At 40.8% G+C, this 26,219-nt stretch carries 21 protein-coding genes and 2 tRNA genes; 15 read left to right on the forward strand and 8 right to left on the reverse strand.

The window, feature by feature from the left end; genetic code table 11:
• Positions 1-72: 72 nt before the first annotated feature.
• Complete coding sequence (locus tag BT_RS04020; RefSeq protein ID WP_011107456.1) at positions 73-1,611, forward strand: carbon-nitrogen hydrolase family protein; 1,539 nt, start codon at positions 73-75, stop codon at positions 1,609-1,611.
• Positions 1,612-1,767: 156 nt separating this feature from the next.
• On the opposite strand, the gene BT_RS04025 is transcribed toward BT_RS04020, so the two are convergent.
• Positions 1,768-2,817, reverse strand: coding sequence for a DUF2776 domain-containing protein (locus BT_RS04025; RefSeq protein ID WP_011107457.1), 1,050 nt, complete (start codon positions 2,815-2,817; stop codon positions 1,768-1,770).
• Between the two features lie 211 nt (positions 2,818-3,028).
• Between BT_RS04025 and ileS the strand changes: the two genes are divergently transcribed.
• The 5 genes from ileS to BT_RS24535 all read left to right on the forward strand — a co-directional run bounded on the left by ileS (position 3,029) and on the right by BT_RS24535 (position 9,142).
• On the forward strand, positions 3,029-6,517 hold the full coding sequence (ileS, locus tag BT_RS04030) for an isoleucine--tRNA ligase (protein ID WP_011107458.1): 3,489 nt from the start codon (positions 3,029-3,031) through the stop codon (positions 6,515-6,517).
• A gap of 36 nt (positions 6,518-6,553) precedes the next feature.
• Positions 6,554-6,934: a TraR/DksA family transcriptional regulator gene (locus BT_RS04035; protein ID WP_005931903.1), complete on the forward strand. Its 381-nt coding sequence runs from the start codon at positions 6,554-6,556 to the stop codon at positions 6,932-6,934.
• 97 nt (positions 6,935-7,031) lie between these two features.
• The gene (locus BT_RS04040; RefSeq protein WP_008765667.1) at positions 7,032-7,688 is read left to right on the forward strand and encodes a lipoprotein signal peptidase; all 657 of its coding nucleotides are present in this window, start codon (positions 7,032-7,034) and stop codon (positions 7,686-7,688) included.
• A complete protein-coding gene (locus tag BT_RS04045) occupies positions 7,678-8,760 on the forward strand; it encodes a DUF4296 domain-containing protein (RefSeq protein WP_011107460.1) in 1,083 nt (360 codons plus the stop codon). The genes BT_RS04040 and BT_RS04045 overlap by 11 nt, the downstream gene beginning before the upstream one ends.
• Positions 8,761-8,764: 4 nt before the next feature.
• Positions 8,765-9,142: a hypothetical protein gene (locus BT_RS24535; protein ID WP_011107461.1), complete on the forward strand. Its 378-nt coding sequence runs from the start codon at positions 8,765-8,767 to the stop codon at positions 9,140-9,142.
• Here BT_RS24535 and BT_RS04055 read toward each other — a convergent pair.
• Entirely contained in the window at positions 9,093-9,851 is a 759-nt protein-coding gene (locus tag BT_RS04055) for a TrmH family RNA methyltransferase (protein ID WP_008761499.1), read from the reverse strand. The two genes, BT_RS24535 and BT_RS04055, sit on opposite strands and share 50 nt — an antisense overlap.
• 191 nt (positions 9,852-10,042) lie before the next feature.
• On the opposite strand from BT_RS04055, the gene BT_RS04060 reads away from it, so the two are divergent.
• The 3 genes from BT_RS04060 to BT_RS04070 all read left to right on the forward strand — a co-directional run bounded on the left by BT_RS04060 (position 10,043) and on the right by BT_RS04070 (position 14,279).
• Positions 10,043-10,405, forward strand: a complete 363-nt coding sequence (locus BT_RS04060) for a BlaI/MecI/CopY family transcriptional regulator (RefSeq protein ID WP_008761500.1) — start codon at positions 10,043-10,045, stop codon at positions 10,403-10,405.
• A 12-nt stretch (positions 10,406-10,417) separates the two neighbouring features.
• Positions 10,418-11,749 (forward strand): M56 family metallopeptidase, encoded by a 1,332-nt coding sequence (locus tag BT_RS04065; RefSeq protein ID WP_011107462.1) that lies wholly within the window; start codon positions 10,418-10,420, stop codon positions 11,747-11,749.
• Between the two features lie 211 nt (positions 11,750-11,960).
• A complete protein-coding gene (locus BT_RS04070) occupies positions 11,961-14,279 on the forward strand; it encodes a BamA/TamA family outer membrane protein (protein WP_011107463.1) in 2,319 nt (772 codons plus the stop codon).
• A 75-nt stretch (positions 14,280-14,354) separates the two neighbouring features.
• Here the strand turns inward: BT_RS04070 and BT_RS04075 are convergent, their stop codons facing one another.
• The 4 genes from BT_RS04075 to BT_RS04090 form a co-directional block, all read right to left on the reverse strand.
• Positions 14,355-14,906 carry a DUF3332 domain-containing protein gene (locus tag BT_RS04075; protein WP_008765673.1) on the reverse strand — a complete coding sequence of 184 codons (552 nt, stop codon included), beginning with the start codon at positions 14,904-14,906 and terminating at the stop codon, positions 14,355-14,357.
• Positions 14,907-15,011: 105 nt separating this feature from the next.
• The gene (locus BT_RS04080) at positions 15,012-15,449 is read right to left on the reverse strand and encodes a DoxX family protein (RefSeq protein ID WP_011107464.1); all 438 of its coding nucleotides are present in this window, start codon (positions 15,447-15,449) and stop codon (positions 15,012-15,014) included.
• A gap of 167 nt (positions 15,450-15,616) precedes the next feature.
• Complete coding sequence (locus BT_RS04085) at positions 15,617-16,051, reverse strand: copper resistance protein NlpE (protein WP_011107465.1); 435 nt, start codon at positions 16,049-16,051, stop codon at positions 15,617-15,619.
• A gap of 171 nt (positions 16,052-16,222) precedes the next feature.
• Entirely contained in the window at positions 16,223-18,949 is a 2,727-nt protein-coding gene (locus BT_RS04090) for a hybrid sensor histidine kinase/response regulator (protein ID WP_011107466.1), read from the reverse strand.
• 301 nt (positions 18,950-19,250) lie between these two features.
• Here BT_RS04090 and BT_RS04095 point away from each other — a divergent pair, with 301 nt between their 5' ends.
• Positions 19,251-19,499, forward strand: coding sequence for a DUF6965 family protein (locus BT_RS04095; RefSeq protein ID WP_011107467.1), 249 nt, complete (start codon positions 19,251-19,253; stop codon positions 19,497-19,499).
• Between the two features lie 111 nt (positions 19,500-19,610).
• On the opposite strand, the gene BT_RS04100 is transcribed toward BT_RS04095, so the two are convergent.
• Positions 19,611-20,030: a BT0820 family HAD-type phosphatase gene (locus BT_RS04100; protein WP_008761508.1), complete on the reverse strand. Its 420-nt coding sequence runs from the start codon at positions 20,028-20,030 to the stop codon at positions 19,611-19,613.
• Between the two features lie 105 nt (positions 20,031-20,135).
• Between BT_RS04100 and BT_RS04105 the strand changes: the two genes are divergently transcribed.
• The 4 genes from BT_RS04105 to BT_RS04120 all read left to right on the forward strand — a co-directional run bounded on the left by BT_RS04105 (position 20,136) and on the right by BT_RS04120 (position 22,677).
• Positions 20,136-21,524, forward strand: coding sequence for a peptide MFS transporter (locus tag BT_RS04105; RefSeq protein WP_011107468.1), 1,389 nt, complete (start codon positions 20,136-20,138; stop codon positions 21,522-21,524).
• Between the two features lie 83 nt (positions 21,525-21,607).
• The gene (locus tag BT_RS04110) at positions 21,608-22,411 is read left to right on the forward strand and encodes an MBL fold metallo-hydrolase (protein ID WP_008761509.1); all 804 of its coding nucleotides are present in this window, start codon (positions 21,608-21,610) and stop codon (positions 22,409-22,411) included.
• An 89-nt stretch (positions 22,412-22,500) separates the two neighbouring features.
• Positions 22,501-22,573: transfer RNA gene (locus tag BT_RS04115), tRNA-Lys, on the forward strand.
• A gap of 31 nt (positions 22,574-22,604) precedes the next feature.
• A tRNA-Lys gene (locus BT_RS04120) sits at positions 22,605-22,677 on the forward strand.
• Positions 22,678-23,541: 864 nt separating this feature from the next.
• Here the strand turns inward: BT_RS04120 and uxaC are convergent.
• Complete coding sequence (gene uxaC / locus BT_RS04125) at positions 23,542-24,948, reverse strand: glucuronate isomerase (RefSeq protein ID WP_008765680.1); 1,407 nt, start codon at positions 24,946-24,948, stop codon at positions 23,542-23,544.
• Positions 24,949-25,147: 199 nt separating this feature from the next.
• Here uxaC and BT_RS04130 point away from each other — a divergent pair, with 199 nt between their 5' ends.
• Entirely contained in the window at positions 25,148-26,215 is a 1,068-nt protein-coding gene (locus BT_RS04130) for a LacI family DNA-binding transcriptional regulator (protein ID WP_008761511.1), read from the forward strand.
• Positions 26,216-26,219 lie beyond the last annotated feature (4 nt).

Raw genomic sequence — 26,219 nt, forward strand, 5'->3', positions numbered from 1 at the left:
TTCATTGGTTTAAAAACACTATTAAAGTATAAGCTGTACCTTTGCACTGTCTTTTTAAAAACATATATTGTTATGGAACAACATCCAATTAAAATTAATAAAGTACAGATACGTAATCTTCAAATTGAAGACTATGCACAGTTATCCCAATCGTTTACCCGTGTTTACTCTGACGGTAGCGATGTATTTTGGACTCATGCCCAGATAAAGAAATTAATAAGTATTTTTCCGGAAGGACAGATTGTGACAGTCGTCGATGATAAAATCGTAGGTTGTGCTCTTTCCATCATCCTTGATTACGATAAGGTAAAGAACGACCATACGTATGCACAAGTTACCGGTAAGGAAACATTCAATACTCATAATCCGGAAGGAAACATCCTGTATGGTATTGAGGTGTTTATTCATCCGGGATACCGTGGTTTGCGTCTGGCTCGTCGTATGTATGAATATCGCAAGGAACTTTGCGAAACATTGAATTTGAAAGCTATCATGTTCGGTGGCCGTATTCCGAATTATCATAAATATGCCGATAAGATGCGCCCGAAAGAATATATCGCACGGGTACGGCAGCGTGAAATTTATGATCCGGTTCTTACCTTCCAATTATCGAATGATTTCCATGTTCGCAAAGTAATGACCAATTATTTGCCGAATGATGAGGAATCCAAGCATTATGCCTGTTTGTTGCAGTGGGATAATATTTATTATCAGCCGCCTACGCAGGAATATATCAACCCAAAGACGACTGTCCGTGTGGGACTGGTACAGTGGCAGATGCGTAGTTACAAGACATTGGACGACCTCTTCGAACAAGTGGAGTTCTTTGTAGATGCCGTATCAGATTATAAAAGTGATTTTGTTCTTTTTCCGGAATATTTCAACGCTCCTTTGATGTCGAAGTTTAATGATAAAGGAGAATCGCAGGCTATTCGTGGATTGGCAAAGTATACCGATGAGATCAGAGACCGTTTTATAAACCTGGCTATCAGTTACAATATCAATATTATCACAGGAAGTATGCCGTATGTAAAGGAGGATGGTCTGTTATATAATGTAGGCTTCCTTTGCAGGCGTGACGGAACTTATGAGATGTATGAAAAAATGCACGTTACTCCGGATGAAATCAAGAGTTGGGGATTGAGCGGTGGTAAACTGCTGCAAACTTTCGATACAGATTGTGCGAAGGTCGGAGTCCTGATCTGTTATGATGTGGAATTTCCGGAACTTTCCCGTTTGATGGCGGATCAGGGAATGCAAATCTTATTTGTACCTTTCCTGACTGATACACAGAATGCTTACTCCCGTGTTCGTGTCTGTGCTCAGGCGCGTGCGATTGAAAATGAATGCTTTGTAGTCATAGCAGGTTGTGTAGGAAATCTTCCCCGCGTTCATAATATGGATATTCAATATGCACAGTCGGGAGTGTTCACTCCATGTGATTTTGCTTTTCCGACTGATGGAAAACGGGCGGAAGCCACTCCGAATACAGAAATGATTCTGGTTTCGGATGTCGATCTGGATTTATTGAATGCACTCCATACTTACGGTAGTGTGCGCAATCTGAAGGATCGTAGAAATGATGTTTACGAAGTCAGATTCAAGAAATAAGAGTAAAAGCGCCTATTGATTGTAAAAAGTATTTAGGCACGGATTATACGGATTAACACGGTTCTAAAGACATTCATTTATAGCAAAAACTGTGAAATCCGTGTAATCTGTGCCTAAAAGAGAGTAAACATATACCTTTGAGACATGACTTTTCTATTATTTAGAAGATGTGCCGCTTTCCAATATGCTGACGATAGAAAACAGCGTGAAGCAAATAGCTCCCAGTCCTACTAAAACTCGTGCCGGAATAAAATAATCAGCGTTTACGGTAGCAAGCTCGAATACAAAGGCAGCCAGAAACAGGCATGCTAATGCTGTCAGTACCGGAATCATAGGGATTCGGTTAGCCAGTTTGAACTCCCGCCTCCATATCTTGGCGAGTAGAATCACTTTGCTGGAAATACTGTAACATACCAGGCCAAGACCAAGCATGATGTATCCGGTAGTACCGTTTGCACTTCCTGAATCGGCAAGGATGACGAATATGCCCCATACAAAAGAGATCGATCCCATTAATAAAACCAGTTTCGGCCATTTGTTACGTTCTCTTTCCGAATAGTCGTTCCGGACCTGACGGGCTATGGTTGCTACCAATGCAATCAGACTGGTACAAATACATGCGAGCCCTACCATCACATGACCTGCTACAAAATAAGCAGGATGAGAGTGACTGTTGCTTAACAGGATGAACGCCCATATCCATGCGATACAGGAAATGACGATTGCGAGAATGATCATTGCCCGTCTCTGGCCAATAGAAAACGCTCCCTCCGGCACTTCATTTCCGGTAGCTTTGGCATTGGCCGGAATCAAAGAAAATCGGGTGGAAGAGGTAGCGGCGGTAGCTACACAAGCTGTGATAAATCCTACACCGGTTATGACATGCCCTGCGACGAAGGCTGAAGTAGTGGTAGCGGCATTGAAAATGCAGATACCTCCGACAATCGTTATGATAGCTGCCAGATAGCCCACAACAGGTAAAACGTATTTTGTAGCTTCATTATAGGTATGTATGATTTGCCGGATTATAGTGGCTGCCGTACAGAACAGCGCAATGCATATCATACCTAGTGAAAATACAACAGGACCTGCCACCAGACGGTTTCCCGCGTCACCATAACCGTAAATGAATGCTCCGTATCCGAAGCAAAAGACCGCCATCGTCAAAGGGATTGCTCTGAATAAAATACTAATACCGTAATTCATAACTTAAGTGCTTTTTATTTTCCCACTAAAACAAGGAGATATCCGTTTTGTTTAACGCAACATCCATTTATAAACGATAACTTCACATGATTCCAATTAAAAGTCCTTGCTTTTTGCTCAACTAAACAAATGTTTTTGTAAATTTGCACCCTTAAAAATGGGGATACCCCTCAAATTGTAAATTGTAAATAGTAAAATCGTAGATATAGCTATGGGTAAGAGATTTACTGAATATTCGCAGTTTGACCTTTCACAGGTGAACAAAGACGTGTTGAAGAAGTGGGACGAAAACCAGGTTTTCGCCAAGAGTATGACAGAACGTGATGGCTGCCCTTCGTTTGTGTTTTTCGAAGGACCTCCCTCGGCTAATGGTATGCCGGGCATTCACCATGTAATGGCTCGTACCATTAAGGACATTTTCTGTCGTTACAAAACAATGAAAGGTTACCAGGTAAAGCGTAAAGCCGGATGGGATACGCACGGACTGCCTGTGGAACTAAGTGTAGAAAAAGCATTAGGTATCACAAAAGAGGATATTGGTAAAAAAATCTCTGTAGCAGATTATAACGCTGCTTGCCGTAAGGACGTGATGAAGTATACCAAGGAATGGGAAGACCTGACTCATCAGATGGGATATTGGGTGGATATGAAGCACCCTTATATCACGTATGACAATCGTTATATCGAAACATTGTGGTGGCTGCTGAAGCAACTGCATAAGAAAGGCTTGCTGTATAAAGGATACACAATCCAGCCGTATTCTCCGGCTGCCGGAACAGGATTGAGTTCGCATGAGCTGAACCAACCGGGTTGCTATCGTGACGTAAAGGATACGACAGCTGTTGCCCAGTTTAAGATGAAGAACCCGAAACCGGAAATGGCAGAGTGGGGGACTCCTTACTTCCTTGCCTGGACAACAACTCCCTGGACATTGCCTTCAAATACAGCGCTTTGTGTAGGACCAAAAATCGATTATGTTGCAGTACAGACATATAATGCTTATACAGGAGAACCTATCACGGTTGTTCTGGCGAAAGCTTTATTAAATACTCATTTCAATTCAAAAGCTGCTGATCTGAAACTGGAAGATTACAAGGCAGGAGATAAGCTTGTACCGTTCAAGGTAGTTGCCGAATACAAAGGTGCTGACCTTATTGGTATGGAATACGAGCAACTGATCCCTTGGGTGAAACCGGTTGAAGTATCTGAAGACGGAACATGGAAAGTTAGCGGTAAAGGCTTCCGTGTAATCCCTGGTGATTATGTAACGACGGAAGACGGTACGGGTATCGTGCACATCGCACCGACGTTTGGTGCGGATGATGCGAACGTGGCTCGTGCAGCAGGTATACCGTCGCTCTTCATGATTAACAAGAAGGGTGAAACCCGTCCGATGGTAGACCTTACCGGTAAGTTCTATATGCTGGACGAACTGGATGAAAACTTCGTGAAAGAATGTGTGGATGTAGACAAATACAAAGAATATCAGGGTGCATGGGTAAAGAATGCCTATAATCCCGTATTTATGGTAGACGGCAAGTATGACGAGAAAGCAGCTCAGGCTGCCGAATCTCTGGATGTCGCTCTCTGTATGATGATGAAAGCAAACAATCAGGCTTTCAAAATCGAAAAACATATACACAACTATCCTCATTGCTGGCGTACAGACAAACCGGTGCTTTATTATCCGTTGGATAGCTGGTTTATCCGTTCTACAGCCTGCAAGGAGCGTATGATGGAGCTGAACAAGACGATCAACTGGAAACCGGAATCTACCGGAACAGGACGTTTCGGCAAATGGCTGGAAAATCTGAATGACTGGAACTTAAGCCGTTCCCGTTATTGGGGTACTCCACTGCCTATCTGGCGTACGGAAGATGGAACGAGCGAAATATGTATCGAATCTGTAGAAGAACTATATAATGAAATCGAGAAATCGGTAGCTGCCGGATTTATGAAATCCAATCCGTACAAGGATAAAGGTTTTGTACCGGGCGAATACACCGAAGGAAATTATGATAAGATAGACCTTCATCGTCCGTATGTAGACGATATCATTCTGGTATCGGAAGACGGTCAGCCGATGAAGCGTGAATCAGACCTGATTGACGTTTGGTTTGATTCCGGTGCTATGCCTTATGCACAGATTCATTATCCGTTCGAGAACAAAAACATTCTGGATAACCGTGAAGTATATCCGGCAGACTTTATCGCGGAAGGTGTAGACCAGACACGTGGATGGTTCTTTACACTGCATGCTATCGCTACTATGGTATTTGATAGTGTGTCGTACAAAGCCGTGATCTCTAATGGACTGGTGCTCGACAAGAACGGTAATAAGATGTCCAAGCGTCTTAACAATGCTGTCGATCCGTTTACTACGATTGAGAAGTATGGTTCTGACCCGTTGCGTTGGTACATGATCACTAACTCATCTCCATGGGACAACCTGAAATTTGACATTGACGGAATCGAAGAAGTTCGCCGTAAGTTCTTCGGTACTTTATATAATACATATTCGTTCTTTGCGCTGTATGCCAATGTAGACGGATTCGAATATAAGGAAGCAGATGTTCCGATGGCAGAACGTCCGGAAATCGACCGCTGGATTTTGTCAGTATTGAATACTTTAATCAAGGAAGTAGATACTTGCTATAATGAATATGAACCTACTAAGGCAGGACGTTTGATCTCCGACTTTGTCAATGACAATCTGTCCAACTGGTATGTTCGTCTGAACCGTAAACGTTTCTGGGGTGGTGAATTTACTCAGGATAAACTGTCTGCTTATCAGACATTGTATACCTGCCTTGAGACAGTCGCGAAACTGATGGCGCCTATTTCTCCGTTCTATGCGGATCGTCTGTACACAGATTTGACTACTGCTACAGGACGTGATAATGTGGTTTCTATCCATTTGGCTGAATTCCCGAAGTATCAGGAAGAAATGATAGACAAGGAACTGGAAGCTCGTATGCAAATGGCACAGGACGTAACTTCTATGGTATTGGCATTGCGTCGTAAAGTGAACATCAAAGTTCGCCAGCCGCTGCAGTGTATCATGATTCCGGTGGCGGATGAAGAGCAGAAAGCCCACATCGAAGCTGTGAAAGCATTGATCATGAACGAGGTGAATGTAAAAGATATCAAGTTTGTGGATGGTGCTGCCGGCGTATTGGTGAAGAAGGTGAAATGTGACTTTAAGAAGTTAGGCCCGAAATTCGGCAAACAGATGAAGGCTGTGGCTGCTGCTGTAGCGGAAATGTCTCAGGAAGCGATAGCCGAACTCGAAAAGAACGGAAAGTATGCGTTGAATCTGGATGGAGCGGAAGCTGTGATCGAAGCTGCGGATGTCGAAATCTTCAGCGAAGACATTCCGGGATGGCTGGTTGCCAATGAAGGTAAACTGACTGTTGCTCTTGAAGTTACTGTTACCGAAGAACTGCGTCGTGAGGGTATAGCCCGCGAATTGGTGAATCGTATTCAAAATATACGTAAGTCCAGCGGTTTCGAGATTACGGACAAAATAAAGATCACAATCTCCAAAAATACGCAAACAGATGATGCGGTGAACGAATATAATACTTATATTTGTAACCAAGTTTTAGGAACATCTCTTGATTTGGCAGATGAAGTGAAAGACGGCACAGAACTTAATTTTGACGATTTCTCATTGTTTGTCAATGTGATAAAAGACTAATACTAATATTGATTAACCTTTTAAACTAGTAAAGTTATGGCAGAAAAGACTAGATATTCGGATGCGGAACTTGAAGAATTCCGTGCCATTATTATGGAGAAGTTGGAGTTGGCTCAACGTGATTACGATCAGTTGAAGATGAGCTTGATGGGATTGGACGGTAATGATACTGACGATACATCTCCTACTTATAAAGTGTTGGAAGAAGGAGCTAATACGCTTTCAAAGGAAGAAACGACTCGCCTGGCACAGCGCCAGCTGAAGTTTATCCAAGGATTGCAGGCAGCTTTGGTACGTATTGAGAATAAAACGTATGGCATTTGCCGTGAGACTGGAAAGTTGATTCCGGCAGAACGCTTGCGTGCTGTTCCTCATGCTACACTCAGCATCGAGGCTAAGAACAGTGGTAAAAAATAATAGATAGCTACAAGCTACGGATGACGAGCTACAAGTAGCTGCGCAATGTTTACGCACGGCAACTTGTAGCTCGTTATGTTTAATTTATGATGAACAAATGAAGAAACTATTCACGAAGGGTAGAATTGCCCTGCTTGTTATCTTTTCCGTACTGATTATTGACCAGATCATTAAAATCTGGATTAAGACTCATATGTATTGGCACGAAAGTATACGTGTGACAGACTGGTTTTATATCTATTTCACCGAAAACAACGGTATGGCTTTCGGTATGGAAATATTTGGAAAGTTGTTCCTGACCACTTTCCGTATTGTAGCAGTAGGGCTGATAGGCTACTATCTCTATAAGATTATAAAAAAAGGCTTCAAAACCGGATACATCGTCTGTGTGGCCCTTATCCTGACCGGAGCTTTGGGTAATATTATAGACAGCGTATTCTATGGTGTCTTTTTCAATGAAAGTACTCATTCACAGATTGCCAGTTTTATGCCCGAAGGCGGTGGATATTCTACCTGGTTCTATGGCAAAGTAGTGGATATGTTCTATTTCCCGATTATTGACACAAACTGGCCCACATGGATGCCTTTCGTAGGTGGAGAACATTTTATATTCTTCAGCCCGATCTTTAATTTTGCAGATGCTGCTATCAGTTGCGGTATCATTGCTTTGCTACTTTTCTATAGCAAGTATCTGAACGAATCTTACCATTCACTGGATAAAAATAAAAAGGAAAGCGTAGATCATGAAGAGTAGGTTTCGGTTTCATCTGTGTTGTGTTTGTATGTTGGCGCTTGCGGTAGCAGGCTGTAAAGTCAAAAGACCTGACGATGTAATCTCAGAATCGAAGATGGAGAATTTGCTGTATGATTATCATCTGGCAAAGTCTATGGGAGATAATCTGCCTTATAATGAGAATTATAAGAAGACTCTGTATCTCGATGCCGTTTTCAAAAAATACGGTACAACGGAAGCTGTATTCGATTCGTCTTTGGTATGGTACACACGCAATACGGAGGTATTATCGAAAATTTATGAGAAGGTGAGCAAACGCCTGAAAGCCCAGCAGAATGAAATAAATCATCTGATAGCTTTGCGTGACAATAAACCGAAGATGTCGGAACCGGGTGACAGTATTGATGTCTGGCCCTGGAAATGTTTCATACGTCTGACGGGTGAGATGATGAATGATCAGTATGCCTTTGTATTACCTGTCGATACTAATTATAAAGATCGTGATACACTGGTTTGGGAAGTACGTTATCGTTTCCTCGAACCGATGCTTGCCGATTCTTTGAGAGCTGTTACGATGGCAATGCAGGTTATTTATGAGAAGGATACGCTGAATCATTTGGAAACAATCACTGATCCGGGTGTTCATCAGATACGTTTGTATGCAGACACATTGGGTGTGATGAAGGAAATAAAAGGCTTTATCTATTACCCGGGAGTACAGGGAGAGAAAGCCGGTGCATTACTGGCAGACCGCTTTGCTTTAACCCGTTATCATTGTTCGGACTCGCTTTCTGTAGCCGAACGTGATTCGATTAATCAGCTGGAAGCTCTGAAGACAGATTCTTTAAAGAAAGTATCTGATCAAAAAGATACTAAGATTTCGAAAGACTCTTTGCGAAAAGTCGATGATCTGAAGGATAATCAACGTATATCACCGGAAGAAATGAATCGCCGTCGTACGGTGACTCCTGAAAAGAAGCCGGAACAGATTGAAGTAGAGCAACATATCCAGCAGGAGAAGATTGAGCAAAGAAGGGAACGGCAATTGAATCAGCGTAGAAATCAGCAAAGACGTCAGTCACCTTCCCGTTAATATTATGAAACGCTTTGCCGCTCATTATTTGCTTCTGCCTGATGTTGGCTTTATCAGACAACAAGTAGTAGAGATTACTGATGAAGGATATGTACGGGATGTTTTTCCGTTGACGGAAGAAATAGAGTCTGTTGAATGGATGCCCGGGCTGATAGCATTACTTCCCGAGAATAAAATAAAAAACACTGAGATGTTCAGCAAAAACATCTCAGTGTTTCAATTTAATCTTCCAATAGTTTCGGGACAAACTTTCCCATGTTTTAAAGAGGCTCTTACAGCGTCTGCAAAGAGGGGAGAAGTACTGTTTCCTTATTTATTTTATCCTTTTGATTTTACTTCCATGCAGCCTGTCGCCGGAACTCGGCACAGATTACTGCGGTAGCGATAGCTACGTTGAGAGATTCCGAGGTTTCTTTTCCTTGTGGATAATTGGGGATATAAAGTTTCCGATTGATGAGTGCTTCCACTTCTTTTCCTATTCCGTTACCTTCATTTCCCATTACGATCAGTCCGTTGGTGGATAATGGTTGTTCGTACATGTTTTCTCCATCCAAAAATGTTCCGAATACAGGAGCATCACCGAGTGAATGAATAAATTCGGGAAGAGAGGTGTAATGAACCTTAACACGGGCGATTCCTCCCATAGTGGCTTGTATGGTCTTGGGATTGTATACGTCTACCGTGTTCTGAGAGCAGATAATATGTTCGATACCAAACCAGTCCGCCAGCCGGATAATCGTACCCAGGTTCCCCGGGTCCTGAATATCATCCAGTGCCAGGCAAAGAGACTGGCGTGCGAAATCCGGACTTAACGTATATTGCGGTTGCTCGAAAACAGCAAGTACTTGCTGTGGTGTTTTCAGCAGGCTGGCACGTGATAGTTCTTCTTGAGAGACTTCTGCAATTTCATTTGCTTGAATGTCGGGATGCGCTTGTAACCATGAAGAAGTTGCAGCCAGAAAACGGCAAGGGAAATGTCCTAGTAAATCGCCTGTTAATTTAGGACCTTCGGCTAGGAATACCTGTTCCTCTTTACGGGTTTTCTTTAGTTCCAGTGAATGGATATACTTTATTTTATTTTTGCTTAGCATTATTCTTTTACTTCTTTATTTACCGCAAAGCTATAAATATATTTTTAATAAATCGGCTGTTGAACAAGTTTTTTGAAAATAATTCTTTCTCATATTAACAATATTTGCATGAATAAAAATTGATTATCTACTTAATTTTAGTAGATTTGCTTAAAATTAGTAGTTTGATATTCAGTATAAAAGATGACAATATGGAAAGATTGACACAACAAGAGGAAGAAGTGATGATTTACTTTTGGAAAATGGGGCCTAGTTTTATCCGGGAGATTGTGAATGAAATGCCGGAACCAAAACCTCCATATACAAGTGTTGCCTCTGTAGTCCGTAATCTGGAGAAAAAGAAATTCTTGTCTCCTTTCAAGTTAGGGAATTCTATTCAGTATCATGTGCTGGTGAAAGAAAGCGACTATAAGCGTAGCTTTATGAATGGAGTAGTAAGTAACTATTTTACAGGTTCGTACAAAGAAATGGTTTCCTTTTTTGTCCGCGATCGTAAAATCAGCAAGAAAGAACTCGAGGATTTAATCAATATTATTGAGGATGAAGAATCATAAATCAAGATAGGCATGGAATCTTTTGCAATCTATTTGATTAAAGTAAATATAGCTTTGATTGTATTATATGCATTCTATAAGCTCTCTTTCAGCAAGGATACATTTTTCAGGCTGAGACGGATCATGTTGCTGCTGATATGTGTGACTTCGCTGATTTATCCATTGATTGATTTTTCAGGCTGGACGGACGAGTATGCAATAGGAGAAACGTTTACTACCGTTTACAATAAACTGTTACCGGAAGTGCTGGTTACTACGGCTTTACCCGTTGCTACAACAGAAGTTGAAGTGACAACCTGGCAGGCCGGTACTTGGTTATGGATTATTTATGGATTGGGAATAGGTATGTTGTTACTGCGTAATCTTTTAGAAGTTAGTAAAATACATCGCTCTTTAGTCTGCTCTCAGCGCTATTCTCTGAAAGGTGTACCTGTTTATCAGTCAGAAGACGTAGGGGAGCCCTGTTCCTTTTTTCATTGGATATTCATAAATCCGATGCAATATTCGGATAAGGAAATTAATGAGATATTGATACATGAACAAACTCATGTCCGTGAGTTGCATTCATTGGATATAATACTGGTTCAACTGGTTATATTATTATGTTGGTTTAATCCGTTCTCCTGGTTGATACGCAGTGAAATACGTATGAATCATGAGTATCTGGCGGACAAGCAAGTAGTGACGTCCGGCTATGACAAGAAATCGTATCAATATCATTTGTTGGGAATTAAACATACTTCATTGGCTGCAGCAAACTTCTATAACAACTTTAGTGTATTACCCTTAAAAAAACGAATTAAAATGCTAAACAGAAAAAGAACTCATAACATCATGGTAGGTAAGTATCTGATGTTTATACCAGTGGCCGCATTATTGCTGTTATTCAGTAATTGCGCCAATAAGAAAGCGGATAAAGTCCAGTCTGATACCGAAAAAGCAGATACCATAGAGTTGACTGCTGAACCGGAGAAAACAGCAGAACCTCAAGTTGATATAACGATCACGGAGACGAAAGGTGATTCTATTTATTCAGTAGTGGAAACGATGCCGGATTTCCCCGGAGGACAGAAAGAACTACTGAGTTTTTTGAGTCGCAATATCAAGTATCCGACGAAGGCGATAGAAAATAAAATTCAGGGTCGTGTTATTGTACAGTTTGTGGTTAACAAAGATGGTAGTATTTTTGGTGCGAAAGTAGTACGTAGCGTTGATCCGGATTTGGATAAAGAAGCTCTTCGAGTGATTAATTCGATGCCAAAATGGAAGCCGGGAATGCAAAAAGGGGAGCCTGTATCTGTGAAGTTTACAGTTCCTATTGTATTCAGAAATCAACTAAATTAGGAATCTTATTCGCCACGATTTATAGAAGTAATTGCAAGGATACATAGTCAGTAATATATAGGTATTAGCAAAGCATACCTTGCAAATTTCTATAATTCGTGGTGAAAAGAACTTTTGTCGCATTAATTATTGTTTTGATAATTTCCCCGAACGAAAAATATGCTCTATCTTTGTCCCTATATATTTGCTTCCGCTTTTATAGAGATACTGTATGAGGAAAGGATTTCTTTACTTATTTACTTTTGCCGTTATCATTCTGTCGCTCGCTTCGTGCACTGCCACTAAGTATGTGCCGGATGGCTCTTATCTGCTGGATGAAGTCAAGATTCATACAGATCAGAAAAATGTCCGTCCTTCTTCCTTACGAATGTATGTGCGACAGAACCCTAATGCCAAATGGTTCAGTTTAATCAAAACACAGCTTTATGTTTACAACCTTTCAGGACGAGACTCTACTAAATGGGGAAATAAGTTCCTGAGAAGAATCGGGGATGCTCCTGTAATCTATAGTGAGACTGAAGCGCAGCGCTCGCAAGATGAAATTACAAAGGCAATGCGCAATATGGGCTATATGGCGGCCACAGTGAAGCGTTCGACTAAAATAAAGAAGAAAAAGATCAAGCTGTATTATGAGGTGACAGCCGGCGATCCTTATATTGTCAATTCATTAAAATATGATATTCGTGATCCTAAGATTGCTGATTTTCTGAAGCAGGATTCCGCCAAAAGTCTGCTGAAAGAAGGAATGATATTTGATGTGAACGTGCTGGATGCCGAGCGTCAGCGAATTACTGACAAGTTGCTTCGGAATGGTTATTATAAGTTCAATAAGGATTATGTCGGTTATACGGCAGATACGGTTCGGGGTACTTATCAGGTAGACTTGACCTTGCATTTGCACGCCTACAGAGCGCATGTGAGCGATTCGGTGAAAGCACACCAACAATATTGGATAAATAAGATTAACTTTATTACGGATTATGATGTCCTGCAATCTTCTGCGCTGAACAGTATGGATATCAATGATTCTCTTCATTTTAAAGGGTACCCTATTTATTATAAAGATAAACTCTATTTACGCCCGAAGATGCTTACTGATAATCTTCGCTTTGCTCCGGGGGATTTGTTCGATGAACAGGATGTGCAGCAGACTTATTCCAATTTCGGACGTCTGTCCGCCTTGAAATATACCAATATCCGTTTTCTTGAAAATCAGGTAGGGGATACGGCGAAGCTTGACTGCTATGTGATGTTGACCAAGAGTAAACACAAGTCGGTAGCTTTTGAATTGGAAGGAACCAATTCAGCCGGTGATTTGGGAGCAGCAGCTTCCGTCTCTTTTCAAAACAGGAATCTCTTTCGCGGTTCGGAGACTTTTATGATCAAGTTTCGTGGTGCTTATGAAGTGATTTCCGGACTTCAGGCAGGCTATTCTAACAATAATTATACGGAATACGGGGTGGAGACAAGTATCAACTTTCCTAATTTCCTGTTTCCTTTTCTCTCTTCGGACTATAAACGGAAGATTAGGGCCACTACAGAGTTCGGATTACAGTATAATTATCAGATGCGTCCCGAATTTCTACGTACCATGGCATCGGCTTCATGGAGCTATAAGTGGACTCAACGCCAGAAAATACAACATTGTATCGATTTGATTAATATCGGTTTCCTTTATTTGCCGAGAATTTCGGAGAGGTTTAAGGATGATTTTATTAACAAAGGGCAGAGCCATATTCTTCAGTATAATTATCAGGACCGTTTGATTATTAATATGGGATATAGCTATCATTACAATAGTATTGGTGGTGCCATCATTAATAATACAATTGCTTCCAATTCATATTCCATCCGTTTTAATTTCGAATCAGCGGGAAATATCATGTATGCTTTATCCAAAGCAACGAATATCCGTAAGAATAATGATGGGGAATATGCTATTCTGGGCATTCCATATGCACAATATGTGAAAGGAGAATTTGACTTTTCTAAGAATATAAGGATAGATCATCGTAACTCGTTTGCGTTTCATATAGGTATGGGCATTGCTGTTCCTTACGGGAATGCGAAGACTATCCCGTTTGAGAAACAATACTTTTCCGGTGGTGCCAACAGTGTTCGCGGGTGGACGGTACGTGACTTGGGGCCGGGCTCTTTTGTGAGGGATGAAAATACCAATTTACTGGATCAGTCCGGTGATATCAAGCTGGATGCCAGCATTGAATATCGAAGCAAATTATTCTGGAAGTTTCAGGGAGCCATCTTTGTGGACGCCGGTAATATATGGACCATTCGTGATTATGACAATCAGCCGGGAGGAGTCTTTAAATTCGATAAATTCTATAAGCAAATAGCGGTAGCGTACGGATTAGGGCTTCGTCTGGATCTGGATTTCTTCATTCTTCGTTTTGACGGAGGTATGAAGGCGCTTAATCCTGTTTATGAAAAGGGGAAAGATCGTTATCCGATTATCCATCCTAAGTTCAGTCGTGATTTTGCTTTCCATTTTGCGGTAGGATATCCTTTCTGATCAATCATTGCTAATAAAAAAGGAGATGAAACTGGTTGTACGGTTTCATCTCCTTTTTGTTTATGGTATATGCTTTTAACGAGCGGCAAACATCAGGTTGCTCATAGTAGCCTGACGGGCAGCCATCATACCTTGAGCGTCCAATGTAACGTTCATTTTTTCGCCGTTTGGTAAGAACAGATCAGCAGTACCGTCGTTATTCATCTTTAGCAACTCAGAGCTTTCGCCGTTTGCAACTACATTCCAGGTATTAGCTTCTTTGTTGTAGATCAAATCCATAGAAGCTGTTTCGCCTTCCTTCGTAATTGAATAGCCATTTTCAAGTGTTTTAACCATATAGTTACCGTTTTCTCCTTTTACCTTCTTCACGTCGCCCACATTAGCCATCGGGTTGGAACCACTCCAGAATTCGATAGAGTTGATTACTAAGGCATCAGCAAGGTATGCTACGCCATAAACCGGAACAATGTTGAAAGCTAAAAATACAAGCTCATTTACAAATTTGTTTCCGACTCCTTGATTCCAGGAACTTAAACGGTTGAATAAGCCAAATGATCCAACACAGGAGCTGAATAATAAGCTACCACTAAGTACAACCGCTACTAATGTCAGTTTGCTTTTTTTCATGTTTACTTTACTTTTTGATTAATAAAATGTTGATAAATTCTCTTTTTAATAGATGCAAATATAACATTTTTAAATTAATCAAGGTTATTATTTCTTGTTTTTATATCATTTACGTTTGTTGTGTGCCAACTTGTTTCCAATGAAATGATCTATGGAAAATTTACCGGGTCCGGCAATGTACATTAATACAAATACTACTAAGTAGATGAATGCCAATTCTTTTACTGCAAATACGTCATTAGCATGGATGACAAAAAAGGCAACTATCATCGTAAAAATCATCGGGATCATTGCCAAGCGGTACAGAAAGCCGAAGATGAAGCCCATTGAACATACCAACTCACCAAAGATCGCCAAACCGAGGGATATGGAACTGCCCAGCCCGATCGGATCAGGAAAAGCCGTGGATAACTCCTGGAAATTGCTCCATTTCTGTATACCGTGGTTCATTAATAATATTCCGAAAATGATGCGGACTGCCAATAAAAACAAGGATACTTTTGTTGTATTTGGCTTTGTGGGGAATAAGAAATTATAAATCATAAGTCGTTCTTTTTATAAGTTTGCTTTTTATTTATATAAACATAAAAAATATTGAAATTGTTCTCTGAAAACGATAAAACATAGAAACAAAAAAAGATACCGGAAATAAAATGACTGATCAGCCGCTTTGTTTCCGGTATCTTTTGATAAGGACAGGATTTTCTTGTCTATTCTTTGTTTAGAATATAATGTTCGGCAAGTGCTCCCGTTATTTCTTGTTTGTCATCGTTTAACAGACGAACTTTGTTTTCTTCTACTTTATAATAAGATATTTCTCCACCTTCTTCTTTTAAAGTCAGGATATTACCTTCCAGTGTATAAGTTCCTTTTTCATCAAATGAACTGTCCCGGTCGATGTATACAGAGTGAAGAGTAAACGTCTTGTCAGGATTTAATGTCAGAGTTGTTTCAATGCCCGGACAGTCGGCAGCAGGAAAGACACCTTTATAGGTCCCTTCATAATCAAGCGATGTTTCGGCATTATGTATATCAGCCACTTGGGTTGCTGTACTGTCCGCACTTGTACTATTGTTTGTTTTCGCACTGTTTCCGCATGCTGCCAGAAGAAAGCAGGAACATGCCAGAATGATAACTTTTTTCATGATCGTTACTTTTAATAGTTTATCTAATTAAGTTTATAGTTCGTAAAGGTATAAATAATAAGTTGAATCCGGGCAATAAAAAGAACCGAACAACTTAATTTATGAATTTATAAACGGTCAATACTATCAGAGTACTTAGATAAACTTTATAATTGTATGTTAACATATAACTTACCATTTCTTTGAGAAGAGTTCAAGCAACTGACTTTTCTTCAATGGTTTGGCAAGAAATTCATTGCATCCTGCGTCAAGAGCGCTGATTCTGTCAGCATCAAAAGCATTGGCTGTAAGTGCAATAATAGGTATCCTATTATTAAACTCACGGATTTTGCGGGTTGCTTCCAGTCCTCCCATGACAGGCATTTTCATATCCATGAGAACAAGATCGAACTCTTCCTCACGTACTTTATTTACTGCTTCCGCTCCATTTTGAACATGGGTTAGATGGTAGCTTTTGAGAATATGTTGCACTAACGAATAGTTACTTTCATTATCTTCGGCAATTAATATCTTCAGTTCCTTCTTGTCGATTTCGTTCAAAGAAAGCTGGTGTTGCAATGGCAGTGAAATAGTTGGGGTATGTTCCTTCTGAGTGCTGATTTCACAAGGAATCCATGCCCAGAAAGTCGATCCAATACCGGGAGTGGAAGTAAATCCGACTTCTCCTCCGGCTCCTTCAATGATAGCTCTTGAGATAGCCAGTCCGAGTCCGGTGCCCTGGGCAAACTCATTGAGCTTCTGGAAACGTCCAAACACTCGTTCCTGTAATTCTTCCGGGATACCGACTCCGGAATCTTCCACATAGATCCGGATTCCTTCTCTTTCGATGCTGTATCCCATTTTTATATATCCGGATTTGGTGCATTTGACAGCGTTTGTAAGATAGTTCATCCATACTTGCTTGAGCCGGCTTCTATCCAGGAAAATCCAACAGTCCGGACCGGAATTGTCCATTTGAAACTCAACATCCGGATTGGTTATCTTTGGCTGGATCATGGTATAAAGCTCGTTGCATACTTTGGCTAAATTGAATGTTTCTCTTTTGCGTTCAAGAATTCCCGATTCAATCTTGGAAAGGTCGAGGATATCATTAATCAATCGCAATAACAACTCATTATTGGATTGGATGATGCTCATGTATTCTTCTTTTTCTGCCGGATCTTCAGAATATACCATCAGTTCGGAGAAGCCGACGATGGCGTTCAGAGGCGTACGTATTTCGTGACTCATATTGGCAAGGAAAGCCGATTTCAGACGGTCGGAAAGTTCGGCTTTGTCTTTCAGTTCCTTTAGTTGCTGTGCCATTTTCTCCCATTTCGTATTGTTGACTTTAATACCGGTGTAGCGAATTACATTGCCTTTCTTGTCTCTTTCCACTGGTATGCCGGTAACAATGAGAGTCTGCCATTCTTTGTCCCATTTAGTTTTGGATCGGAATTTGAAGTTGAGATCCTTAGTTGTTCCTCCAATCATATAATTAATATGGTTGCGGACCAGCTCGATGTCTTCCGGATGGGTGACATGCAGATAGTCTTCAGGTGTGATTACATTTTCAGAATGGAAGTCATTCACGGGGTCATTAAATGCTTTGAATTGTTTGCTTTTTACTTCAAAATCCCAGTAAGACATGCCTACAGTTTTGAAGGTGAGCTGCATTTTGTAGTTTCTTTCTTCAAGTTCTTCATTCAGCTGATGAAGCTTGGAGATATTTTGCCTGAAACCGGTATATCGTACGTTGTTGCCATATTCGTCTTTCTCGAATGGAACGCCTATGATATTACAATATTGCCAGGATTCATCATACTTCGTTTGCATACGGCAAGTGAAGTTAATGGTGAGTTCCTTGCCTGATAGCATAGACTGTATGGCATCATAGGATGAAGAACGGTCTTCAGGATGAATAACATCCATGTATCGTTGGATGCTCACCAGTTTATCACTGGCATAATCATTGATCGGGTCATTATAGGCTTCGAACTCTTGAGTCCGTACATCGAAATCCCAATGAATGATATTGCTGACTTTCATGGCCAGTTCACGCTTGGCGATTAATTCCTGCGTCTTCTTTACCATTTGCATCCTTTCCGTTATATCCAGTTGGGTTCCTATAATCAGCAATTTCCCAAAATGTTCGAAAGATAACCGCATCATGCTTTCATAATAGCGGTATTGCTTTTCTTCTTCATTATAGAAACGTAAGGTGATGTTTCCTTGCAGAATTTCTTTGTTGGTCAGTTGTGATAAAAGTTGTATTAAAGGTTCATGATCTTGTGGATGCAGTATATTTAGAATCTGATCTAATGTCGTGTTTTTTTTAGCTATAGGATCTCCATGTAATGGATTGAATGTTTTTTTATACACGTCATATACCCAAGACGACATAGAGGCCGCTTCCATTGCCATTTCCAGATTCTTTTTGCTTTCATCCGTACGGAATTCAGCTTCTTTTATGGCAGTCACATCGTTGGAAAGCAATATATGCCCGATGATTTCTCCCTCCTTGCTTCGCAGGGGAACGACCTTTGCTTCATAAATGATCGTGTTCTTATTTTGGGTAGAGAAGTATGCGTTGTCTTTTATCCGGTCAAAGTCGTATTCGAATTCCAGAACAATATCTTCGCCTCTCTGAATGCGATTTTTGAGAGTTTCGTCCACATAAGGACTATTAAAAAGATTGACGATATTAACTACAGTCGTTTTATCAGTGACTCCATACATCTGCAATGCATGTTCATTGATACTGCGCAAGATACCATTTGTATCATAGATCTCAATACTCATTGGCAGACAAGCGTAGATACTTTCTGCAAATAGAAGTTGATCTTTTATTAAAGGGAATGTTTCTGGTGCTGAAGATGACATTACATTTTGGGTAGGTTCTGTTTCACTTGGGTTCATTTGTCCTTTGTTTTTGTCTATGTATGATGCTCTGATTTGTTTGCTATTGATTAATTTATACAACTTCTTGATTGCTGCAAGAAGCTATATGCTCACAAACATACAATAAAAATATGGAATAAAGAAATTAACACTAATAAAAGTGAATGACAACTTTGCTTTTGATTAATGCCAGGAAAGCATGAAAGGCATCTTTTCACTCTCGGGAAATCTATATTATATAAGGTGAAATACTAAAAGTGCTTGTCCGGGTCTGCATATTCTCGTTTTTATCTTTATCTTTGTAGGAAAATATAAAAATATGGCACAACATACTTATGATGAAGAATCGGTCCAGGAGCTGTTGGGCTGGGCGAAAAAGATGCTTGAAACAAAGAATTACCCGACAGAAAAGTATCAGGTTAATGCGTGTACTTCAATCATTGATGGTAAACTTTATCTGGAGTCTTTAATTTCGATGATTTCCAAAAACTGGGAAAATCCGACTTTTCATCCTACCATTGAGCAACTGTGGGAATATAGAGAAAAGTGGGAAGGTCAAAAGGAGTAATGTAAGTTTCAGATCTCCTCAGAAAATGCATAATGCACTCTGAAGCGATGTGCCCGGAGTGCATTATGCATTTTTATTAATGGATGTAAGTCTGATCTTTCGCGTCGGAGATTAAAACGGCAACCATTTTCTTTTTTTCTTCTGACTGGTATTTTCTTCTCTTTGCTGGCTGTATATATCGGCAAATGTCTTTTTCTCTTTTATCATTTCATAGATAATTCCCCAGTCGGGAATACCGCCGACATTCCGGTCGTCTATAAACAGATCGGCTTTCAGTTTTCGGGAAAAGCCCTGATGATCTCTTTCTTCTTCCGGATAGTCTTTATTGGCTGCATAAAACTCCAGTCCTCTGGCTCTGCACCATTCTATGGCTTCGTCCAGAAGTTCTCCCTCGCGTACACTCCACAAGATTAAACGGTGCTTTTCTTGTTGTAACAATTTCAGCGTTTCAACTGCAAATGGAATTTCTTCACCAATACGTGGATAACGATGCTCTACAATCGTTCCGTCAAAATCAACAGCTATAGTCATTATGATATATTTAGAATACGTAATTTAGGACAAAGATACGGACTGTAAGCTAAAAAAACGTATATTTGCGCTGAATTAACATTTTAATAAAAAAACAGAGATTACATGAACAATTCCCCTCAGCGTGCCGCCAAAGGTTTTACAAGAGCCTTTTGGGTGAGTAACACAGTCGAACTGTTTGAACGTATGGCATATTATGCTGTTTTTATCGTTCTCACTATTTATTTATCCAGTATTTTAGGTTTTAATGATTTCGAAGCAAGTATGATTTCCGGCCTTTTCTCCGGAGGATTATATCTGCTTCCTATATTTTCGGGTGCTTATGCAGATAAGATAGGTTTCCGGAAGTCGATGATTATTGCCTTTTCTTTATTATCTATCGGTTATTTGGGGCTGGGCGTATTCCCTACATTGCTCGAAGCGGCAGGGTTGGTGAGTTACGGTGCGACTACCCGGTTTAATGGTTTGCCGGACAGTTCTTCCCGGTGGATTATCGTTCCTATCCTGTTTATCCTTATGATAGGAGGTTCTTTTATCAAGTCTATTATTTCCGCATCTGTGGCTAAGGAGACAACGGAAGCGACCCGCGCCCGTGGTTATTCTATTTTTTATATGATGGTCAATGTCGGTGCTTTTACGGGTAAGACAATTATCGACCCTTTGAGAAATGTGATCGGCGAACAAGCTTATATTTACATTAACTATTTCTCCGGGGCGATGACGGTGATTGCCTTGCTGGCAGTGATCCTGCTATATAAATCGACTCATACGGCAGGTGAAGGAAAAAGTCTGCGTGAGATAGGGCAGGGCTTTATGCGGATTATGACTAACTGGCGTTTATTGATTCTCATTTTAATCGTAACAGGCTTCTGGATGGTACAACAGCAACTTTATGCCACTATGCCTAAGTACGTCATCCGTCTCGCAGGCGAAACGGCCAAACCGGGATGGATCGCGAACGTTAATCCTTTTGTGGTGGTATGTTGTGTCAGCTTTATCACTCGTTTGATGGCAAAGCGCAGTGCGATTACTTCGATGAATGTGGGTATGTTCCTAATTCCTGTTTCTGCATTGCTGATGGCTTGTGGAAACATATTGGGAAATGATATTATCTCAGGAATGAGCAATATTACTCTGATGATGGTGGCTGGTATTGTTGTACAGGCGCTTGCCGAATGTTTCATTTCGCCGCGGTATCTGGAGTATTTCTCTCTGCAGGCTCCTAAGGGAGAGGAAGGTATGTATTTAGGATTCAGTCATCTGCACTCATTCCTTTCTTCTATATTCGGTTTCGGGCTGGCTGGTATTCTGTTGACAAAATATTGTCCGGACCCTGCCTTGTTTGAAACTCGTGCGGCATGGGAGGCCGCCAGTGCGAATGCGCATTATATCTGGTATTATTTCGCTGCTATCGGGCTGATTGCCGCTATAGCTTTGCTATTATTCGCAAAAATCACCGAATCCATCGACAAAAAGAAGAAATCTTCTCGGTAATTATCTTCTTTTTTATGTATATTTGCCGTCACTTTGCTGTAAAAGTTGACGGCATTTTGCATTTTAATAAAGAAAGATAAAACATGAAAGTAAGATTTATAAGCCTGGCGAGTGGCAGCAGTGGGAACTGCTATTATCTGGGTACTGATACCTATGGAATACTGATAGATGCCGGTATCGGCATCCGTACCATCAAGAAAACACTGAAAGATTTCAATATTCTGATGGAAAGTATACGTGCCGTATTTGTAACGCACGATCATGCGGATCACATCAAGGCTGTAGGGCATTTGGGGGAAAAGATGAATATACCTGTTTACACCACGGCTCGTATTCATGAGGGGATTAATCGTAGTTATTGTATGACGGAAAAGCTCAGCACATCGGTTCGTTATCTTGAAAAGCAAGTGCCTATGATGCTCGAAGATTTCCGTATCGAATCTTTTGAAGTTCCTCATGACGGGACGGATAATGTAGGATATTGTATAGAAATAGACGGCAAAGTCTTTTCTTTCTTAACCGACTTAGGGGAAATCACTCCGACGGCGGCAGATTATATCAGCAAGGCAAACTATCTGATTCTGGAAGCGAACTATGACGAAGAAATGCTTAAAATGGGACCTTATCCCCAATATCTGAAGGAACGGATCATGAGCAGGACCGGACACATGAGCAATTCTGCTACTGCTGAATTCCTGGCAGAAAATATCACCGAGCACCTGCGTTATATCTGGTTGTGTCATCTGAGCAAAGACAATAATCATCCGGAGCTGGCATATAAAACGGTAGAATGGAAATTAAAGAACAAAGGTGTAATTGTAGGTAAAGATGTGCAACTACTTGCTTTAAAGCGAAATACGCCTTCTGAGCTTTATGTGTTCGAATAATAACGAAAAAAAGATAGTAAAAAAGCTGCATTATTGTTTGGTCAAATGAAATAAAAGACCTACTTTTGCAACCGCAAACGAGGAAATAAGCACTCTTAGCTCAGTTGGTAGAGCAACTGACTCTTAATCAGTGGGTCCAGGGTTCGAATCCCTGAGGGTGTACAAATCCAAAGTTGCAATATAAAAAAATGTTGCACTCTTAGCTCAGTTGGTAGAGCAACTGACTCTTAATCAGTGGGTCCAGGGTTCGAATCCCTGAGGGTGTACAAAGAATGAAGAAGTAACTTAGTTACTTCTTTTTTTGTTTATATGAACTGCCTTGTAAGGGATCAGTTGTAAATCTTGTGAGGACTACTCTTCAACTCAATTTGAGCCTACTCTTCGGGACTTGTTGCTCCTTAGCCCGAAAGATGCTTGCCGATTTAATCAGACCTGCCTGGTTTAATAGTCTATGCTTCGTTGATTAATCCCTTTTGTATGCTAAGTTAATGTCTTTTGAAAGCAATAAGAACAAGTTTCAGGTACGTGATCCCATCGGTTCATGTACGTGGGCTGATGGGATCACGTGCGTAGTCTGAATGTTTCACGTACGTAAAACGAGAGCATATATCCTGCAAAATGTATTAATCAAGGCTTGTTGATGTATTAGGTATACCGGCTTTAACTATTATACATGCCATCTAAAATCTCTTAGGAGGCCAAAGAAGCATCGTTTAATGCTTTAGCAAATAAAATTTTGTTGTTGACTGGAGGGAGAAATAATGGATTAATAGGAATTATAGAAGGCAAAAAGGGGGTGAAAATACAATTCTCGGGTCGAAAATACAGTTCTCTGTGATAAAGAGAAAAAGATGTTAGTTTCTGTTTAAATGTTGGTAATCAGTGTAGTAGGAAATATGGGTGATAATAGAAGGTGATAAATGAATTCATATAAATTCTATTATCACCTTATTATCACCGCTTATTGTCACCACTATTTTATTGATTACTAACTCTTTAACTATAAAAGGTGACAAGTGACAATAGAATCGTATATGAAACTACAAGGAGAGGAACGTTAGTTTTAAAAAAAAATACCGCTGTGGAGCATCGTGCCCCGACAGCGGTATTACTATTTAGTAATTCTTGTTTTAGAATTTGAAGAAGTTCTTGGCATTGTTGTAGCTGATGTCTTCGATCATCTGATTTACGCGATCCATTTCAGATACCGGAATTTCTCCGTTCTCCACATCACGTCCTACCAAATTACATAATGTACGGCGGAAGTATTCGTGGCGTGGATAGGAAAGGAATGAACGGGAGTCTGTCAGCATACCTACGAAACGGCTCAAAAGTCCAAGTACTGACAACGCGTTCATTTGTTTTTCCATACCATCTTTCTGGTCGAGGAACCACCATCCGGAACCGAACTGAATCTTGCCGGCTATCGAGCCATCCTGGAAGTTGCCCAGCATAGTGGCAATCACTTCATTGGCGCAAGGATTCAGGTTATAAAGGATTGTCTTGGTCAACTTGCCGTTAACGTTCAGGCGGTCGAGGAATTTAGACATTGCCTTGGCTGTTGTAAATTCGCCGATAGAGTCGAAGCCTGTATCGGGTCCTAACAATTTGAACATCTTCGTATTGTTGTTACGGATAGCACCGTAGTGGAACTGCTGAGTCCATCCTTTTTCCCAGTCCATTTCTCCGAAGATTACCAACATAGCAGACTTGAATTTCAGAATTTCTTCTTTAGTCAATTCAGCTCCGCCATATACCTTATTAAATATAGCTTTGATTTCTGCGTCGGTGTAATCTTCTGCATAGAACTCTTCGATACCGTGGTCGGACAAGCGGCAGCCCTGTTCGGCGAAGAAGTCATGACGTTTGCGGAGAGCCGCAATCATATCGTCGAAATTGGAGATTGTCACGCCGCTTACTGCAGACAGTTTTTCTACATAAGCGCGGAAGTCGGCAGGAACTTCTACTGCCATTGCCTTGTCCGGGCGCCAGGTAGGCAACATTTTGATTTCAAAACCGCTTTCGCGTGTCTGGATATGATATTCCAGAGAATCAATCGGATCGTCCGTAGTACATACTACTTCCACGTGGTAACGACGCATCATTCCGCGAGCTGAGTATTCTGGCTGAGCCAACTTCTCGTTACACTCGTCGTAAATCTCGCGTGCAGTCTTGGGGCTTAAAATCTTGTCGATGCCGAAAGCAGTCTTCAATTCCAGGTGTGTCCAATGATACAACGGGTTGCGGAAGGTATAAGGAACGGTTTCAGCCCATTTTTCGAACTTTTCCCAGTCTGTGGTATCTTTTCCTGTACAATAGCGTTCGTCTACGCCATTTGTACGCATTGCACGCCATTTGTAATGGTCGCCACCCAACCAGATTTCAGTCAGTGATTTAAACTTGTAGTCGTCAGCTACCATTTGGGGGATTAGATGACAGTGGTAGTCAATAATCGGCATTTTAGCCGCATGCTCGTGATACAACTTTTGTGCAGTTTCTGTCTGCAGCAAGAAGTTTTCATCCATGAAGTTCTTCATTGTTACTGTGTTTTTAGTATATAAAATTATTACTTTCTGCATTTATACCTATATAGTATTGATTTTAAAGCTAATAGGTGTAAATCTTTGTTTTAGTTTTATTAACCGTTATCGAACACAAAAATAGAAAATTTACTTGGAGTAACAAAATAATTCGTATATTTGCAGCGATTATTTATAATATTTAAGTTTTAGCACTATGGAGGACCAGAACTATACCATCAAAGACATTGCCCGTATGGCGGGTGTTTCCGCCGGAACGGTTGACAGAGTGCTGCACAATCGCGGCGACGTATCTCCTCAAAGCAAGGCTAAAGTACAAAAGGTATTGGATGAAATTCACTACCAGCCTAATGTATTTGCTATCGGACTGGCTGCCAAGAAGAAATATTCTTTCGTTTGTCTGATACCTTATTATATAGAGCACGACTACTGGCATTCGGTAGTGGGAGGCATCGAGCGGGCACGTCAGGAATTGCGTCCTTTCAATGTGAGTGTGGATTATCTTTGCTATCATCAGGGGAACAAGGAAAGTTATCTGGAAGTGTGTCGCAGAGTTGAAGAAAGCAATGTCGACGCTGTACTGATCGCTCCGAACTTCAGAAATGAGACATTGGCTTTGACAGACTATCTGCAAGCTAAAAAAATAGCTTATGCATTCATTGACTTCAATATGGAGGAAGCGAACGCACTGACCTATATCGGACAGGACTCTTATAAAAGCGGATACATTGCCGCCAAAATATTAATGCGCAACTATCAGGCCGGCGAGGGGCAGGAGCTGGTTTTGTTCTTGAGCAATAATAAGAACAGTCCGGCAGAAATACAGATGCAACGGCGTTTGGCAGGATTTATGAGCTTTATCACCGAAGAGTATGAAGAGTTGGTGATTCATGAAGTGGTACTGAACAAGTCTAATCAGGAAAATAATCAAAAGACATTGGATGAATTTTTCCGGCTGCATCCGAAAGCTACGTTGGGTGTCGTATTCAATTCCAGAGTTTATCAGCTGGGCGAATATCTCCGTAGTGCGGGACGTAGCATGAAGGGGCTGATAGGATATGACCTTCTGAAAGCAAACGTGGAATTGCTGAAATCCGGTGATGTGCATTATCTGATCGGACAACGCCCGGGGCTGCAGGGATATTGTGGCGTAAAAGCTCTTTGCGACCACGTCGTTTTCAAGAAATCCGTTGAACCGGTAAAGTACATGCCCATCGACATTATGATAAAGGAAAATATTGATTTTTATTTCGAATTTGTATAATATC

Origin of the sequence: Bacteroides thetaiotaomicron VPI-5482 (assembly GCF_000011065.1) — a bacterium.
Classification (GTDB): domain Bacteria; phylum Bacteroidota; class Bacteroidia; order Bacteroidales; family Bacteroidaceae; genus Bacteroides; species Bacteroides thetaiotaomicron.